16 protein-coding genes are annotated in these 13287 nt (G+C 70.7%); 3 read left to right on the top strand and 13 right to left on the bottom strand.

Translation table 11 applies throughout. The features are described 5' to 3' along the window. Position 1: 1 nt before the first annotated feature. Positions 2–1459, top strand: a complete 1458-nt coding sequence (gene mycP, locus EV186_RS08620; RefSeq protein WP_243753883.1) for a type VII secretion-associated serine protease mycosin — start codon at positions 2–4, stop codon at positions 1457–1459. A 3-nt stretch (positions 1460–1462) separates the two neighbouring features. On the opposite strand, the gene EV186_RS08615 is transcribed toward mycP, so the two are convergent. The 3 genes from EV186_RS08615 to eccB are packed head-to-tail and all read right to left on the bottom strand — an operon-like array spanning position 1463 to position 4832. Next, positions 1463–2776 carry a WXG100 family type VII secretion target gene (locus EV186_RS08615; protein WP_133848461.1) on the bottom strand — a complete coding sequence of 438 codons (1314 nt, stop codon included), beginning with the start codon at positions 2774–2776 and terminating at the stop codon, positions 1463–1465. A 20-nt stretch (positions 2777–2796) separates the two neighbouring features. Next, on the bottom strand, positions 2797–3111 hold the full coding sequence (locus EV186_RS08610; RefSeq protein WP_133848460.1) for a hypothetical protein: 315 nt from the start codon (positions 3109–3111) through the stop codon (positions 2797–2799). 56 nt (positions 3112–3167) lie between these two features. After that, the gene (gene eccB / locus EV186_RS08605; protein ID WP_133848459.1) at positions 3168–4832 is read right to left on the bottom strand and encodes a type VII secretion protein EccB; all 1665 of its coding nucleotides are present in this window, start codon (positions 4830–4832) and stop codon (positions 3168–3170) included. 368 nt (positions 4833–5200) lie between these two features. On the opposite strand from eccB, the gene eccE reads away from it, so the two are divergent. Both eccE and EV186_RS08595 read left to right on the top strand, forming a co-directional pair. Then, positions 5201–6388 carry a type VII secretion protein EccE gene (gene eccE / locus EV186_RS08600; protein ID WP_133848874.1) on the top strand — a complete coding sequence of 396 codons (1188 nt, stop codon included), beginning with the start codon at positions 5201–5203 and terminating at the stop codon, positions 6386–6388. Further along, complete coding sequence (locus tag EV186_RS08595) at positions 6385–7110, top strand: hypothetical protein (protein WP_133848458.1); 726 nt, start codon at positions 6385–6387, stop codon at positions 7108–7110. The genes eccE and EV186_RS08595 overlap by 4 nt, the downstream gene beginning before the upstream one ends. Positions 7111–7230: 120 nt before the next feature. Here EV186_RS08595 and truA read toward each other — a convergent pair whose 3' ends face one another. The 10 genes from truA to EV186_RS08540 all read right to left on the bottom strand — a co-directional run bounded on the left by truA (position 7231) and on the right by EV186_RS08540 (position 13261). Beyond that, positions 7231–8043 (bottom strand): tRNA pseudouridine(38-40) synthase TruA, encoded by an 813-nt coding sequence (gene truA / locus EV186_RS08590; RefSeq protein ID WP_243753940.1) that lies wholly within the window; start codon positions 8041–8043, stop codon positions 7231–7233. Positions 8044–8078: 35 nt separating this feature from the next. Then, positions 8079–8876: a 50S ribosomal protein L17 gene (gene rplQ / locus EV186_RS08585; protein ID WP_133848457.1), complete on the bottom strand. Its 798-nt coding sequence runs from the start codon at positions 8874–8876 to the stop codon at positions 8079–8081. Positions 8877–8925: 49 nt separating this feature from the next. Further along, positions 8926–9975, bottom strand: a complete 1050-nt coding sequence (locus tag EV186_RS08580) for a DNA-directed RNA polymerase subunit alpha (RefSeq protein WP_133848456.1) — start codon at positions 9973–9975, stop codon at positions 8926–8928. 91 nt (positions 9976–10066) lie between these two features. Further along, entirely contained in the window at positions 10067–10672 is a 606-nt protein-coding gene (rpsD, locus tag EV186_RS08575) for a 30S ribosomal protein S4 (protein ID WP_133848455.1), read from the bottom strand. Positions 10673–10695: 23 nt separating this feature from the next. Beyond that, entirely contained in the window at positions 10696–11103 is a 408-nt protein-coding gene (gene rpsK, locus EV186_RS08570) for a 30S ribosomal protein S11 (protein ID WP_133848454.1), read from the bottom strand. A gap of 209 nt (positions 11104–11312) precedes the next feature. Further along, complete coding sequence (gene rpsM, locus EV186_RS08560) at positions 11313–11693, bottom strand: 30S ribosomal protein S13 (protein WP_133848452.1); 381 nt, start codon at positions 11691–11693, stop codon at positions 11313–11315. Between the two features lie 177 nt (positions 11694–11870). After that, the gene (rpmJ, locus tag EV186_RS08555; RefSeq protein ID WP_009740505.1) at positions 11871–11984 is read right to left on the bottom strand and encodes a 50S ribosomal protein L36; all 114 of its coding nucleotides are present in this window, start codon (positions 11982–11984) and stop codon (positions 11871–11873) included. A gap of 39 nt (positions 11985–12023) precedes the next feature. After that, positions 12024–12245: a translation initiation factor IF-1 gene (infA, locus tag EV186_RS08550; protein ID WP_033384191.1), complete on the bottom strand. Its 222-nt coding sequence runs from the start codon at positions 12243–12245 to the stop codon at positions 12024–12026. A 195-nt stretch (positions 12246–12440) separates the two neighbouring features. Further along, positions 12441–12656 carry a DUF6186 family protein gene (locus EV186_RS08545; protein ID WP_133848451.1) on the bottom strand — a complete coding sequence of 72 codons (216 nt, stop codon included), beginning with the start codon at positions 12654–12656 and terminating at the stop codon, positions 12441–12443. Then, a complete protein-coding gene (locus tag EV186_RS08540) occupies positions 12653–13261 on the bottom strand; it encodes a hypothetical protein (protein ID WP_133848450.1) in 609 nt (202 codons plus the stop codon). The genes EV186_RS08545 and EV186_RS08540 overlap by 4 nt, the downstream gene beginning before the upstream one ends. Positions 13262–13287: the final 26 nt, after the last annotated feature.

Raw genomic sequence — 13287 nt, 5'->3', positions numbered from 1 at the left:
GTTGGCCGCACGACCGACGTTCCGCATCGGCGCGATCGGCACCTGTGTGCTGCTCGCCCTGACCGTGCCCGCCGTGACCACCGCGGCGGCCGAGCCGGGTGAAACCACGACGACCGCCACCACGCAGGCCGATCCGAACCGGGCGGGGGCCAAGCCGCCGCCGGTCGAGATGAAGTACCTGCCGAAGGACCGCGGGCAGCCGGACGAGACGTACACGCTGGGCAGCACCTCCTGCGTGGGGTCACTCGACGACGGCAACATCGTGTTGCACGACAAGGCGTGGGGCCAGCAGTGGCTGCGGGTCGAGGAGGCCCAGAAGTTCACCCGGGGCAAGGGCGTGACCGTCGCAGTGATCGACACGGGCGTGCACCCGCACCCGTACCTCGGCGACCGGCTGATCGGCGGCGGCGACTACGTCGTCCAGAAGGACAACGGCCTCGAGGACTGCGACGGGCACGGCACCGAGGTGGCCGGCCTCATCGCCGGCGATCCGCACGACCAGCGGATCGGCTTCATCGGCGTCGCGCCCGAGGCGAGGATCATCAGCATCCGGCAGTCCAGCGGGCTGTACAAAGGCCCGGACAAGAACAGCGGCCAGAGCGGCAACGACACCCGCAAGGCCGGCACGCTGGATACCCTCGCCCAGGCTGTGCGGCGCGCGACGGACCGGCACGTCGGCGTGATCAACATGTCGGTGGACAGCTGCCGTCAGGCGAACCGCGGGGTGATCTCCGACAACGAGCGGGAGCTGCAGGCGGCGCTGCACTACGCCGTGGAGCACGACGTCGTGGTCGTGGCGTCGGCCGGCAACCTCAACGAGGCGGCCTGCCCCGACCAGAACAACGGCCCCGACCCGAGCAAGCCGGACACCATCGTGCTGCCGCCGTGGTTCGCCGACGACGTGATCTCGGTGGCCGCCATGGACGAGAACGGTGACCCGGCGACCTTCTCCGTGCACGGCCCGTGGGTCACGCTGGCGGCCCCGGGCACGAAGATCACCTCGCTGAACCCGACCGGCACCGGCCTGGCCAACCAGACGTCCTTCGACAAGGCCAAGCGGCAGGACATCGACGGCACCAGCTTCGCGGCGCCGTACGTGGCCGGCGTGGCCGCGCTCGTGCGGGCCCGATACCCCAAGCTCAAGGCCCGCCAGGTGATGAACCGGCTGATCCACACCGCGCAGCACCCGGCCGCACCGGGCGGGCGCGACGACGTGGTCGGCTACGGGATGGTCGACCCGGTGGCCGCGCTGACCACGTACATCCCGGAAGAGGACGGCATTGCGCCGGCCAAGGCGAGAGACCCGGGACCGCAGTTGCCGCTCGCGCAACGGCGGGACTGGGCGCCGATGCAGGTGGCGCTGGCCGGGACCGGCGGCGGGATCGGGTTGCTGCTGATCACGTTGTTCGCGGTGCACACCGTGCGCCGCAACCGGCGGCCCGTCGCGACCGCCCGCTGAGCCCTACTCCTCGTCGCCGATGACCGACGGGGACGTCTTGGTCGGCCGGCCGAAGATGTCGGCCGGGTCGCCGACCACCCGGGCACTGCGCTTGTGCTCCTGGTCGCCGCCCTGACCACCGCCGCCCATGCCGCCCATCAGCGGCATGCCGCCGAAGCCGCCACCGCCGCGCTGCCCGCCTTGCCCGCCCTGGGCGCCGCCGGTGCCGGCCGAAGCGGCGGCCGCGGCCTGCTGGCCACCGTTGGACACGTGCTCGTCGGCCGCGACGTACCCGCCGGGCTGCGGCTTCTCGGCCGCGGCCGAGCCACCGGCCCGCGCCCCGCCGGACGAACCGGCGCTACCGCCACCGCCACCACCACCACCACCACCACCGACGGCGTGCGCACCACCACCGGAGCCGGAACCACCGCCGGACGCGGTGCCGGACGACTGCTTGTCCTGCGCGTCGTCGTCCGTGCCCGACGCGTGCGTGCCCGTGTCGGTGTTCTTCAGCTTCGGCGACTCGACGCGCTGGTCGGGGAACTGGAAGTTCTGCTCGGGGAAGGTGTGCTTCATCTCGATCTTGTCGAAGGACTTGCCGCCCTCGACGCCCTCGCACAGCTTCACGAACGCTTCCAGCACCTGCCGCACCAGGTCGAACAGGTCCTTGGTGGGCCGGCGCGCCTCCTCGAGGTGCATGCGCACCCGGTGGTCGCCCTTGGCCGGCATGGTCATGGCCTGCGACGTCGTCTCGGCCGTGTCGCTGAGCATGCCCGCGAGCTGCTGGACGATCTCCCGCACGCTGTTCGCGGTCTTGTCCAGCGCCTTCGCCATGCCGCCCATCGCGTCGGACAGGTCGTTGCCCGCCAGGCCCATGGTGCTCATGTACTGCACGAACGCGTCGGCGTCCTTGCCGCGCCACGCCGAGTCCAGGCTGCCCAGCGGCTTGGTCAGCGAGGTGGTCGCCTCGTCAGCGGTCTTCGCGGCCGCCCGCCAGCGCTCGGCCTCGTTGTGCAGCTCGCTCCACCGGCCGACCACCGGCGCGAAGTACTCCTCGACCGGGTCGGGCACGCCCAGCTGCTCGGCCAGGTTCGAGAGGTAGTCCAGGTAGCCCGCGACGCCGTTCTCGATGTCCTTGCCGTCCGGACCGCCGTGGCCCTGCGGGCCGCCGGCCGGGTCGGGGACCCGCGGACCGGCGACGTCCGGCGCCTTGGCCAGCACCGCGTTCGGTGACGGCGTGCTGGGCACGGCCGCGGGTTCCGGTTGCTCGGCCATCACCCGGGCGAACACCGCGTCGGCGTCGGTGTCGATCGGGTCGGGCGTGCTCCTGGGGTGCATGACACTGCCTCCTGGCGCGCTCAGCGGTCGTGCGCGCGCGAGATGTGCTTCGCGGCGTCCTCGTCGGAACCGCGGTGGGCGTCGGCGACCTTGTCCAGGCCCTCGGACGCGGAACTCAGCGCCGCGACGGCCCGGTTCAGCTGGCTCAGCAACGTGCCGGACGCCTTGCTGTACGCCTCGCTGGTGCGCAGCGTGCGACCGAGCTCGCCGAACGCCGCACCGCTCAGGTGCGTGCTGGTGAGCTTCTCCTGCGCGCCGGACAGGTCGGTCGCGGCCTTGCCGGTCGTCTTCGCATAAGCCGAGACCCGGTCCGGGTCGACCTCCATCGCGGACACAGCACTCTCCCCTCGCCGTCACCTACGACGGTAGGCGCCCGTCACCGGTTCCGTCCTCAGCCGCCCGGCTGCCCGCCGCTCTGGTCCCCGCCGCTCTGCGGGGAGTTCGGCGCCGACGACGGGTTCGGCGTCTCGTAGGTGCCGGGCCCGACCGGGACGGTGTCGTAGCTCTGCAGCACTGCCCTGGTGTTCAGCCCGGCGCCGTCGGGCAGCAACCGGACGATGGAGATCGGCGCGGGGTGCTGGTCGCTGAGGCCGAGGGCCGCCGCGGTGCCCGCGTCCGGCACGCCGAACTTCACCCCGCGGTCGGACACCAGGTAGATGGGCCCGCTCCCGTAGTCCCGCGCCGACGAGGCGCCCCGGACCACGGCCGCCCGCCCCGGCGGCATGTAGAAGTAGTCGACCCTGAGGTGGTCCGCGCTGGGCGAGCTGATCGGCACGCCCAGGTAACCCGGCGGCACCTTGTCCTTGGGGATCGGCACCCCGTTGCTTTCCTTGTTCACGTAGACGGTGGTGTGGCCGTCGGTCTGCGCGTTGGGCCGGTTCCAGCCCAGGCAGGCCACCGGGAACGAGTTCTGGTCCAGCACCTCGGGCGCGGTCGCGGGGATGTTCAGCTCGTTGACGTGCGAGACCCGGTTGATGCCGTTGGTCTCGTCGGGCCGGACCGTGGCCATGGTCGGCGGGGTTTCCGAGCCGCTGAACCGGATGAGCTGGGCGGTGGTCGACTTGATCTGCTGGATGCCGTCCTTCTCCTGGACGTAGTAGTCCTCTTCGACGCGCCCGCTCGACGTGTCCTGGACCGCGAACACCGTGCCGACGGTGAAGTCGTGGACCCGCTGCGTGGGCTGCTCGCCCTTGCCCGCCAGCTGCGGCGCGGTCAGCGGGGGCACCTCGGGGATCGCGTTGAGCAGCGCCGTGGTGATGTGGCGCGGACGCCCGCTCGCGTTCGACAGGTTGAACGCGTTGATCACGGCCCGTTCGTTAAGGTTGACCTTGGCCCGGACGGTGTCGGTCAGCTGCTCGTTCGCCGTGGTGGTGAGGTGGTAGATCAGGTAGTTCTCGCCGTGGTCGCTCTGGACCAGCAGCCCGCGGTTGTCGCCAAGGGGTTCACCCAGGTCGTGGACGCCGGCCAGCACCGTGGTCTTGACCACGTGGTTCTGCGCCGGGTCGTTGAGCCCGTGGTCGAGCTGGTAGGCGTCGCAGACCGCCCAGTCGTCGCTGATCCGCTGGTCGGGGCCGGGCAGCAGCTGCGGGCCGTCCTGGATGCCCATCAGCCGGCCCTTGGGCACGTCCTGCAGGTCCTTGTCGGAGACCACGGTCGGCTCGGCCACCTCCGTCGTGGCCGCGTTCTGCTGCTGCGGTTGCGCCCCGCCGCCGGCCTGCTGGGTCTGGGCGAGCAGCAGCAGCCGGGCGGACGCGAGGTTGAAGGTCGGGATCAGCTTGCGCGGGTTGTTCAGCAGCACGTAGACCGTGCCGGACTCCTTGCTGATCACGATGCCGTTCTGGCTCGGCAGCGTCGGTGAGGAGCTCAGCAGGCCCCAGACGAGGAAGCCGACGAGCCCGACCGCGGCCAGGCAGATGCCGACGACGGTCGCTCTGGTGTGGGTGCGCATCGGGTCGTGCAGCATGACCGCGTCCCTGCGGACCAGCGCGGACTGCATCCGGCGCAGCACGAATTTGTACGCCTGGACTTGCGACTTGGTAGTCGGTGTTGACGGCATTCTCGACCTGCGCCTCTCCCGCTCGCGGTACGGTTCCGCAGGATAGCGGGACCGGGTGACCGGGATGTGGGTTCTCGACCAACCGGCCCGATCGCACGGCCAGGTACCGACGAGGGGATGAGATCGAGCGGATGTCCGTGAGCACACCACCACGTCGGGGGACGCCGCCAGGAGGGTCACCCCCACCCAGGCCACCAGGACCACCCGGACGTGGCCAGCCGCCCGCTGGTGGCGGCCGGCCGCCCGGCCCACCCGGCGGTCCGCCGACCCCGCCCCCGGGACGCCCGGCGGTCCCGCCCACCGCCCCGCCCCCGCCGCCGATCAGCGTGCGCAGGCGCACCAGCGGCGCGAGCCTCGGGCTGCTGCCGGTGTCCAACCTGGTGGTGTTCGAGCTGGCGTTCGCCATCGGGCTCGGCCTGATGACCTACGACGTCAAGCTCAAGTACGTCGCGCTGGGCGTCGCCGTGGTCGGCCTGGTCATCGCGCTGCTGCGCTGGCGTGGCCGCTGGTTCACCCAGTGGGTCGGCCTCACGACGCGGTACATGTTCCGTTCGCACGCACGGGTGACCAAGCCGCCGCGCCCGGCGCCCGAGCAGCCGCTGGACGACGAGTCCGACGGCGCCACGGTGACCGGTCCGGACGACCCGCGGGTGAACCTGCTGCGCCTGGCCGTGCCCGACCTGGTCGTCGCGCACGGCGTGGACCACGAACACCGCCCGCTCGGCCTGGCGTGGCACGACAGCAAGTGGACCGCCGTGCTGCTGGTCGACCCGACGCCGCCGCTGGTCACCCAGGTCGGCGGCGCGCCGAACCTGCCGCTGGCCGCGCTGGCGCCGTGCCTGGAGGACCGCGGCGTGGTGCTGGACGCGATCCAGGTGCTGTGGCACTGCTACCCGGGTAGCGCGGCCCTGCCGCAGAGCTCGCCCGCGTTGTCGTCGTACATGGAGGTGCTCGGCCCGCTGCCAGCGGCGGCGCGGCGCACCACGTGGGTGGCCGTCCGGCTGGACCCGCAGCGCTGCCCGGAGGCGGTCCGCGAACGCGGTGGTGGCGTCGTCGGCGCCCACCGCGCGTTGATCGGTGCGCTCTCCCGCGTGCGCAACGCGCTCGAGTCGCGTGGCGTGCCGACCCGGCCGCTGGACCCGGACGAGCTGCTCAAGGCCGGTATCGCGGCCGCCGAGCTGACCGCGGTGGCCGGGGCGAACCGGCCGATCAGCCTGCGCGAGAAGTGGACCGGCGTGAACGCCGCCGGCATCGGGCACGCGAGTTACGCGATCACCGGCTGGCCCAAGGGCCGGATGACCGGCACCCTGAACGCCCTGACCGGGGTGCGGGCGCTGTCCGCGACGGTGTCGCTGGCGATCTCGCCGGGCACCGAGGACGGCCAGGTCGGCCTGCGTGGCCTGGTCCGCGTGAGCGCACGCAACCCGAACGAGCTGGAACACGCCGACGGGCAGCTCAACACCATCTCCGACCGGCTCGGCGTCACGCTGACGCCGTTGCGCGGGCTGCAGGTGCCGGGGCTGGCCGCGACGCTGCCGCTGGGAGCGACGTCATGAGTGGCGCAAGCAGGACCCTCGATGCCCGTGGTGGGCGCGGGCTGGCGCCCGAGTTCACCATGCAGGCCTCGATGCTCGACGCGGTCAGCGCGTCGAGCGACCGCGGTGGCATGGTGCTGGGCCAGGGCCTGCAGGGCGAGCCGCTGACCATCTCCGCGCTGCGGCCGGCGCCGACCAGGATCGTGCTGGTCGGCGGGCTGTACATGGCGCGCCAGGTGGCGTTGCGGGCCATGGCGGTCGGTGCGTGGGTGGTCGTCGCCACCGGGCGCCCGGACGCGTGGCAGGTGCTGCAGAAGTCCGCGGGCAACGGCCCGGACGGTCGACCGGCGCCGGTCGTGCAGATCCGCAGGCTGACGCCCGTGGAGCTGCCCCGTCCGTCCGAGGACGGCCCGCTGATGGTCGTGCACGACGGCGGCCCGACCCCACAGGAGCTGTTCCCGCCCCGTTCGCCCTGGCAGACCACGGTGTACGTGCTGCCGTACCTGCACCCCCAGGCCGGTGCGACGGCCAACGCGGCGGATCTGGTCCTGCTGCAGCGGTTGCCGGTCGGCCAGGCGCAGCTCGCGGCCCGCATCTGGCGGCTCCCGCCGCCGATGGTGCACCAGCTCACCACGCTCACCGACGAGCAGGTGGTGGCCTTGGGCCGCAACCTGTGGCGCCCGTTGCGGCTGGTCACCAGGCCCAAGGAGCAGCAGATCCTGGGTCCCGTCCGCCGGGACTGACGTTGGCGGAGACGACCCGCCCGAGCCGGTTTCTCTTGCCGGTGCGGGCGGGTCTTCTCTTGCCCGCGGCCCAGGTCAGGACGGCGCGGGTCAGGACGGCGCGGGTCAGGACGGCGCGGGTCAGGACAGGGTGCGCACGGCCCTGGTGAGCTCGGCGCGGGCGGCCAGGTCCTCGTCGGCCGGGTAGTCGACCCGGACCAGGGTCAGACCGTGCGCGGGGGCGACGCTGACCGAACTGACGCGTTCGCGTTGGGACAGCAGGTTTCCCGGCCATTCGGCGGCCTTGCGGCCCTCACCGACGGCCAGCAGCGCGCCGACCAGGCTGCGCACCATCGAGTGGCAGAACGCGTCGGCGGACACGTGGGCGGTCAGCACGCCGTCGTCCGCCCGGCTCCACTCGAGGCGCTGCAGCTCGCGGATGGTCGTGGCGCCCTCGCGGCGCTTGCAGTACGCGGCGAAGTCGTGCTCGCCCAGCAGCAACGCGGCCGCGTCGTTGAGGGCGTCGAGGTCCAGGGGCCGGTGCCAGGCCAGGATGTGGTTGCGCCGCAACGGGTCCAGGGCCCACGGCGTGTCGCACACGAGGTAGCGGTAGTGCCGGCGCAACGCGGCGAAGCGGGCGTCGAAGGCAGCCGGCACCACGCGCGCGGACGACACGCGGACGTCGCCGGGCAGGGCGCGGGCCAGGCGCCGGACCAGCTCGTCCGGGTCCACAGTGGACGGGAGGTCGGCGTGCGCCACCTGACCGGTGGCGTGCACGCCCGCGTCGGTGCGCCCGGCGACCGTCAGGCGCACGTCGTGGCGCAGCACCAAGGACATCGTGTCCTCGAGGACCGCACACACCGTGCGCTGTTCGGGTTGGCGCGCCCAGCCGGAGAAGTCCGTGCCGTCGTAGGCGATGTCCAGCCGGACGCGGACGAGCCCGCCGTCCCGGATCGGGGCGGCGGGCTCTTTCGTGGAACGACCAGACGTCAGGACTCGTCCTCCGACGACTCCTCGTCCTTGTCCTCCTGCTGCGACGCGGGCAGCTTGAACCCGGCAGCCTCCGCGGCTTCGGCGGTGGCGAACCACACCTCGGCCTCGGTCTGCTCGTAGTACCGGCTGTCCGGCGTGTGGTACAGCATCGAGTCGGCGTTGCCCTTGACCGGGAAGCCCTCGGGCGCCTCGTTGACGTCCTCGAGCGGGGCGTGGCTGCCCTCGCCGTACGGCGCCTCGTCCGAAGCCTTCTCGTCGGCAGCCTCGGCCGGAGCCTCGGTGGCCGCGGCCTTCGCCTTCTCGTCCTTCGCGAACCGGGTCTTGCGAGCCCGGTTGGCCTCGCTCGTCACGGTCTGCTCCGCGACCAGCTCGATGATCGCCATGGCGGCGTTGTCACCCTTGCGCGGCACCGTCTTCACGATGCGGGTGTAGCCACCCTCGCGCTCGGCGAACTGGGGCGCGATCTCCGCGATCAGCTTGTGGACGATGTCCTTGTCGCGGATGACCTTCTGGATCTCACGGCGGTTGTGCAGGTTGGCCGGGGCCACCTTCGCGTTGCCGCGCTTGTCCGTCCGGTCGGCCTCCGGCGTGTCCTTCTCGTACTGCGCCTGCGCCGCCACCGCGTTCTTGGCCTTGGTGATCAGCTTCTCCGCGTAGGGGCGGAGCCGCTTCGCCTTGGCCTCGGTGGTCTTGATGCGGTTGTGCTCGAACAACTGCGTGGCGAGATTCGCCAGCAGCAACCGCTCGTGCGCAGGGGACCCGCCGAGCCGGGCACCCTTGGTTGGGGTGGGCATTCGTTGCTCCTCGTGTGGGAAGCAGGCTCACCGACGTCCACTCGGAACGTCAGAGCTGCTCCGTCTCTGCGTAGTCCTGGCCGTCGTCGTGGCCGCCATCGCCCGCGTCGGACCAGCCCTCGCTCGGGTAGTCGGACGCGGCCGCGGTCGGGTCGAACCCGGGCGGGCTGTCCTTGAGCGCGAGGCCGAGGCCGACGAGCTTCATCTTGACCTCGTCGATCGACTTCGCACCGAAGTTGCGGATGTCCAGCAGGTCCGCCTCGCTGCGGGAGACGAGCTCACCCACGGTGTGGATGCCCTCGCGCTTGAGGCAGTTGTACGAGCGGACGGTGAGGTCGAGGTCCTCGATCGGCATCGCGTAGGCGGCGATGGTGTCCGCCTCCTGCGGCGACGGGCCGATCTCGATGCCCTCGGCGTCCACGTTCAGCTCGCGGGCGAGCCCGAACAGCTCGACCAGCGTCTTGCCCGACGACGCGACGGCGTCGCGCGGCGTGATCGACGGCTTGGTCTCGACGTCCAGGATCAGCTTGTCGAAGTCGGTGCGCTGCTCGACACGGGTGGCCTCGACCTTGTAGGTCACCTTCAGCACGGGCGAGTAGATCGAGTCGACCGGGATCCGGCCGATCTCGGCGCCCGCCTGCTTGTTCTGCACGGCGGGGACGTAGCCGCGACCGCGCTCGACGACGAGCTCGATCTCCAGCTTGCCCTTACCGTTCAGGGTGGCGATGTGCAGGTCGGGGTTGTGCACCGTGACGCCGGCCGGGGGCACGATGTCGCCCGCGGTGACCTCACCGGGGCCCTGCTTGCGCAGGTACATGGTGACCGGCTCGTCCTCCTCGGAGCTGACGACCAGCTCCTTGAGGTTCAGGATGATGTCGGTGACGTCTTCCTTCACGCCCGGCACGGTGGTGAACTCGTGCAGCACGCCGTCGATGCGGATGCTGGTCACCGCGGCGCCCGGGATGGACGACAGCAGCGTCCGGCGAAGCGAGTTGCCCAGCGTGTAACCGAAGCCGGGCTCGAGGGGCTCGATGACGAACCGCGAGCGGGTCTCGTTGACGGCGTCCTCGGTCAGCGTTGGGCGCTGAGAAATGAGCACAGTTTCTTCCTTCGGGTCCTGCGGCGACCGCTATTTGACGCCGCGGGTGGTCCGGCCTGGGTGTCCGCAATGGACACCCAGGCCGGTTTACTCACTTGGAGTAGTACTCGACGATCAGCTGTTCCTGGACCGGAACATCGATCTGCGCACGCTCGGGCTTCTGGTGCACGAGGATCCGCAGGGTCGACGGAACGACCTGCAGCCAGCCCGGCACCGGGCGGTCGCCGACGCTCTCCTTGGCGACCACGAACGGCAGCGTGTTCATCGACTTCGGCTTGACGTCGATGATGTCGTACTGCGACACCTGGTAGCTCGGGATGTTGACCTTGTGGCCGTTCACGATGAAGTGACCGTGGCTGACCAGCTGGCGCGCCTGGCGCCGGGTGCGGGCCAGACCAGCGCGGTAGACCACGTTGTCCAGGCGGCACTCGAGCAGGCGGAGCAGGACCTCACCGGTCTTGCCCTGCTGGCGCGCGGCCTCCTGGTAGTACTTGCGGAACTGGCGCTCGAGCACGCCGTAGGTGTAGCGAGCCTTCTGCTTCTCCTGAAGCTGAAGCAGGTACTCGCTCTCCTTGATCCGGCCGCGGCCGTGCTGGCCGGGCGGGTACGGACGGCGCTCGAAGGCCTGGTCGCCGCCGACGAGGTCGACCTTGAGGCGACGCGAGATGCGCGTCGCGGGGCCGGTGTAACGAGCCATCTGTTCTTACTCCTCCCCGTTCCTCAGACCCGGCGCCGCTTGGGCGGGCGGCAGCCGTTGTGAGGCTGCGGGGTCACGTCCTGGATGGTGCCGACCTCGAGGCCGGCGGCCGACAGCGAGCGGATCGCGGTCTCCCGGCCGGAGCCGGGGCCCTTCACGAACACGTCGACCTTCTTCATGCCGTGCTCCGCGGCCTTGCGGGCCGCGCTCTCGGCGGCCATCTGCGCGGCGAACGGGGTCGACTTGCGCGAGCCCTTGAACCCGACGTGGCCGGAGGAGGCCCAGGCGATCACCGCACCCGTGGGGTCGGTGATCGACACGATCGTGTTGTTGAAGGTGCTCTTGATGTGCGCGTGACCGTGCGCGATGTTCTTCTTTTCCTTGCGCCGGACCTTCTTGACTCCGGCGCCGGTGCGTGACTTCGGGGGCATGTCTTCGGGTGTCTCCTACTTCGACCGAGAGTGGGCTTCGGCATTGGCAGCTTCAGCTGCAGCGGCACGCCGGATGACCGTCCCGGCGTCGGTGTAGAGGTCGCGCAGGGCCTGCGGACGAGAAACCCTGGAGGCGACGGGCATGGCCACGAAGGACCGCCCACGCCGTCGCTGAGTAGTGACGGCAACCACCGTTCCGCAGCTCTTGCTCACTTCTTGCCGGCCTTCTTCTTGCCGGCGACCGTCTTCTTCGGACCCTTGCGGGTGCGCGCGTTGGTCTTGGTGCGCTGACCGCGCACCGGCAGACCACGACGCCAGCGCAGGCCCTCGTAGCAGCCGATCTCGATCTTGCGGCGGATGTCGGCCTGCACCTCGCGGCGCAGGTCACCCTCGATCTTGAAGTGTTCCTCGATGTAGTCACGCAGCTTGGTCAGGTCGTCGTCCGTGAGGTCCTTGACCCGGACGTCGGCGCTGATCGAAGTGGCGTTGATGATTTCCTTCGACCGGGTACGCCCGATGCCGAAGATGTAGGTCAACGCGATCTCCAGCCGCTTTTCGCGGGGGAGGTCGACGCCTACGAGTCGTGCCATGTCGGCGTTGTCTCCTCAAAGTTGTCCCCAGGTCTGCTCCCCGTCCGCCCCGAGCCGACTCTGATGTCTCGGGACCCGGCCTGGAGTCCGGGCGCGAACCGGGCCCCAGTGGCCCGGCAGGTACGGGAAGTGCTTCTTTTGTTGCTGGCGTCGCCGGCGACGAGCGCGGTGATCAGATCAGCCCTGGCGCTGCTTGTGGCGCAGGTTCTCGCAGATCACCATGACCCGCCCGTGACGGCGGATCACCTTGCACTTGTCGCAGATCTTCTTGACGCTCGGCTTGACCTTCACGTCTCTCCTCATTGCCGACCCGGGGTGGGCCGGATTCGGTCACTTGTAGCGGTAGACGATGCGGCCGCGGGTCAGGTCGTACGGCGACAACTCCACGACCACCCGATCCTCAGGCAGGATGCGGATGTAGTGCTGACGCATCTTGCCGCTGATGTGGGCGAGTACCTTGTGCCCGTTCTCCAACTCGACGCGGAACATCGCGTTGGGGAGCGGCTCGACCACGCGACCTTCGACCTCGATTGCCCCGTCTTTCTTGCCCATGTCCTCCGCGTTTCGTGACAGTGTTGCTTTGCAGTTGTTGCTCTAGGATTCGAGCAGGCCCGCCGCGACACGTGCGCCGATGAAACAGACGTAGAGCACAGCGGAACGAGCGCAGACGTCTGCGCCACTGGTCAAGTGTACGCGCCCCCGCGCCCGGGCGTTTCGGGGGGTCAACCCCGGCGTCAACCCCTCGGGTCAACCACCAGCGGCGAAGAAGTGCCAGCCGACCCACCACCAGGCCAGGACCAGCAGGACCTGCACCGATCGGCGCCCCAGGGCCGCCCGGACCAGCTGGCCGATGGTCGGCAGCTTCGACGACCGCCGGTGGGCGAGCAGCGCCATGAGCACCAGCGCCAAGCCCAGGGCCGCGAAGACCGAGACGGTGACGACGTGGCTGAGGTGGCCGTTCATGTGCGGCGGCCCCGGATGAGCCGGAACAAGGCGATCCCCAGGGCCAGCCAGACGCCGACCAGCACGCTGCGCAGGCTCGCCGTGGCGAACAGCGGGTCGAGGACCACCGAGAGCGTGGGGTGCTCGTAGGTGCCCACCGCCGGGTCGGACTGGAACAGGAACGAGGTCAGCTCCCACAGGCAGACCAGCACACCGACGACCGCCCACAGCCAGGCACGGTCCGGCAGCGTGCGGGAGACGTCCGGCACCCGCCACGCGAACGGCATGACCATCAAGCCTGGCACGGCCACGGCCAGCTGGACCGGCAGCGTGTTCGGGGTCCAGTGCCCGACGACCCAGCCGTAGAGCGCGCACCCCAGCACGACGCCGACCACGGCGTAGGTGTTGGCGCGGGTGGTGGGTGGTGCCGCGACCGGCATGGCCCGGTGGCGGGTCACGACGAGCCCGACGGCGAGCAGCAGGAAGACCACGCCGTCGACCGCCGCCCCGCGGAACAGGTGGAAGCAGCCCGCGATGACGATGATCAGGAACGCCGGCTGGCGCCAGAGCGCGGGCTCGGCGCTCCTGGCGACCGGCTGGGTGACCCTGCTGAGCTGCTCGCTCACGGGTCCATGATCCCACCGGTCAACCG

This window comes from Labedaea rhizosphaerae, from assembly GCF_004362825.1.
Lineage (GTDB): Bacteria > Actinomycetota > Actinomycetes > Mycobacteriales > Pseudonocardiaceae > Labedaea > Labedaea rhizosphaerae.
This window is presented reverse-complemented; position numbering and strand designations above follow the sequence as displayed.

What these genes read in the sequence shown, in the direction of transcription:
- EV186_RS08595 (WP_133848458.1), top strand. Translation starts at nt 6,385, where the DNA reads ATGAGTGGCGCAAGCAGGACCCTCGATGCCCGTGGTGGGCGCGGGCTG.
- rpsM (WP_133848452.1), bottom strand. Translation starts at nt 11,693, where the DNA reads ATGGCACGACTCGTAGGCGTCGACCTCCCCCGCGAAAAGCGGCTGGAG.
- rpsK (WP_133848454.1), bottom strand. Translation starts at nt 11,103, where the DNA reads ATGCCCCCGAAGTCACGCACCGGCGCCGGAGTCAAGAAGGTCCGGCGC.
- EV186_RS08615 (WP_133848461.1), bottom strand. Translation starts at nt 2,776, where the DNA reads ATGCACCCCAGGAGCACGCCCGACCCGATCGACACCGACGCCGACGCG.
- rpsD (WP_133848455.1), bottom strand. Translation starts at nt 10,672, where the DNA reads ATGGCTCGTTACACCGGCCCCGCGACGCGCATCTCGCGTCGCCTCAAG.
- EV186_RS08545 (WP_133848451.1), bottom strand. Translation starts at nt 12,656, where the DNA reads ATGAACGGCCACCTCAGCCACGTCGTCACCGTCTCGGTCTTCGCGGCC.
- rplQ (WP_133848457.1), bottom strand. Translation starts at nt 8,876, where the DNA reads ATGCCCACCCCAACCAAGGGTGCCCGGCTCGGCGGGTCCCCTGCGCAC.
- infA (WP_033384191.1), bottom strand. Translation starts at nt 12,245, where the DNA reads ATGGGCAAGAAAGACGGGGCAATCGAGGTCGAAGGTCGCGTGGTCGAG.
- eccB (WP_133848459.1), bottom strand. Translation starts at nt 4,832, where the DNA reads ATGCCGTCAACACCGACTACCAAGTCGCAAGTCCAGGCGTACAAATTC.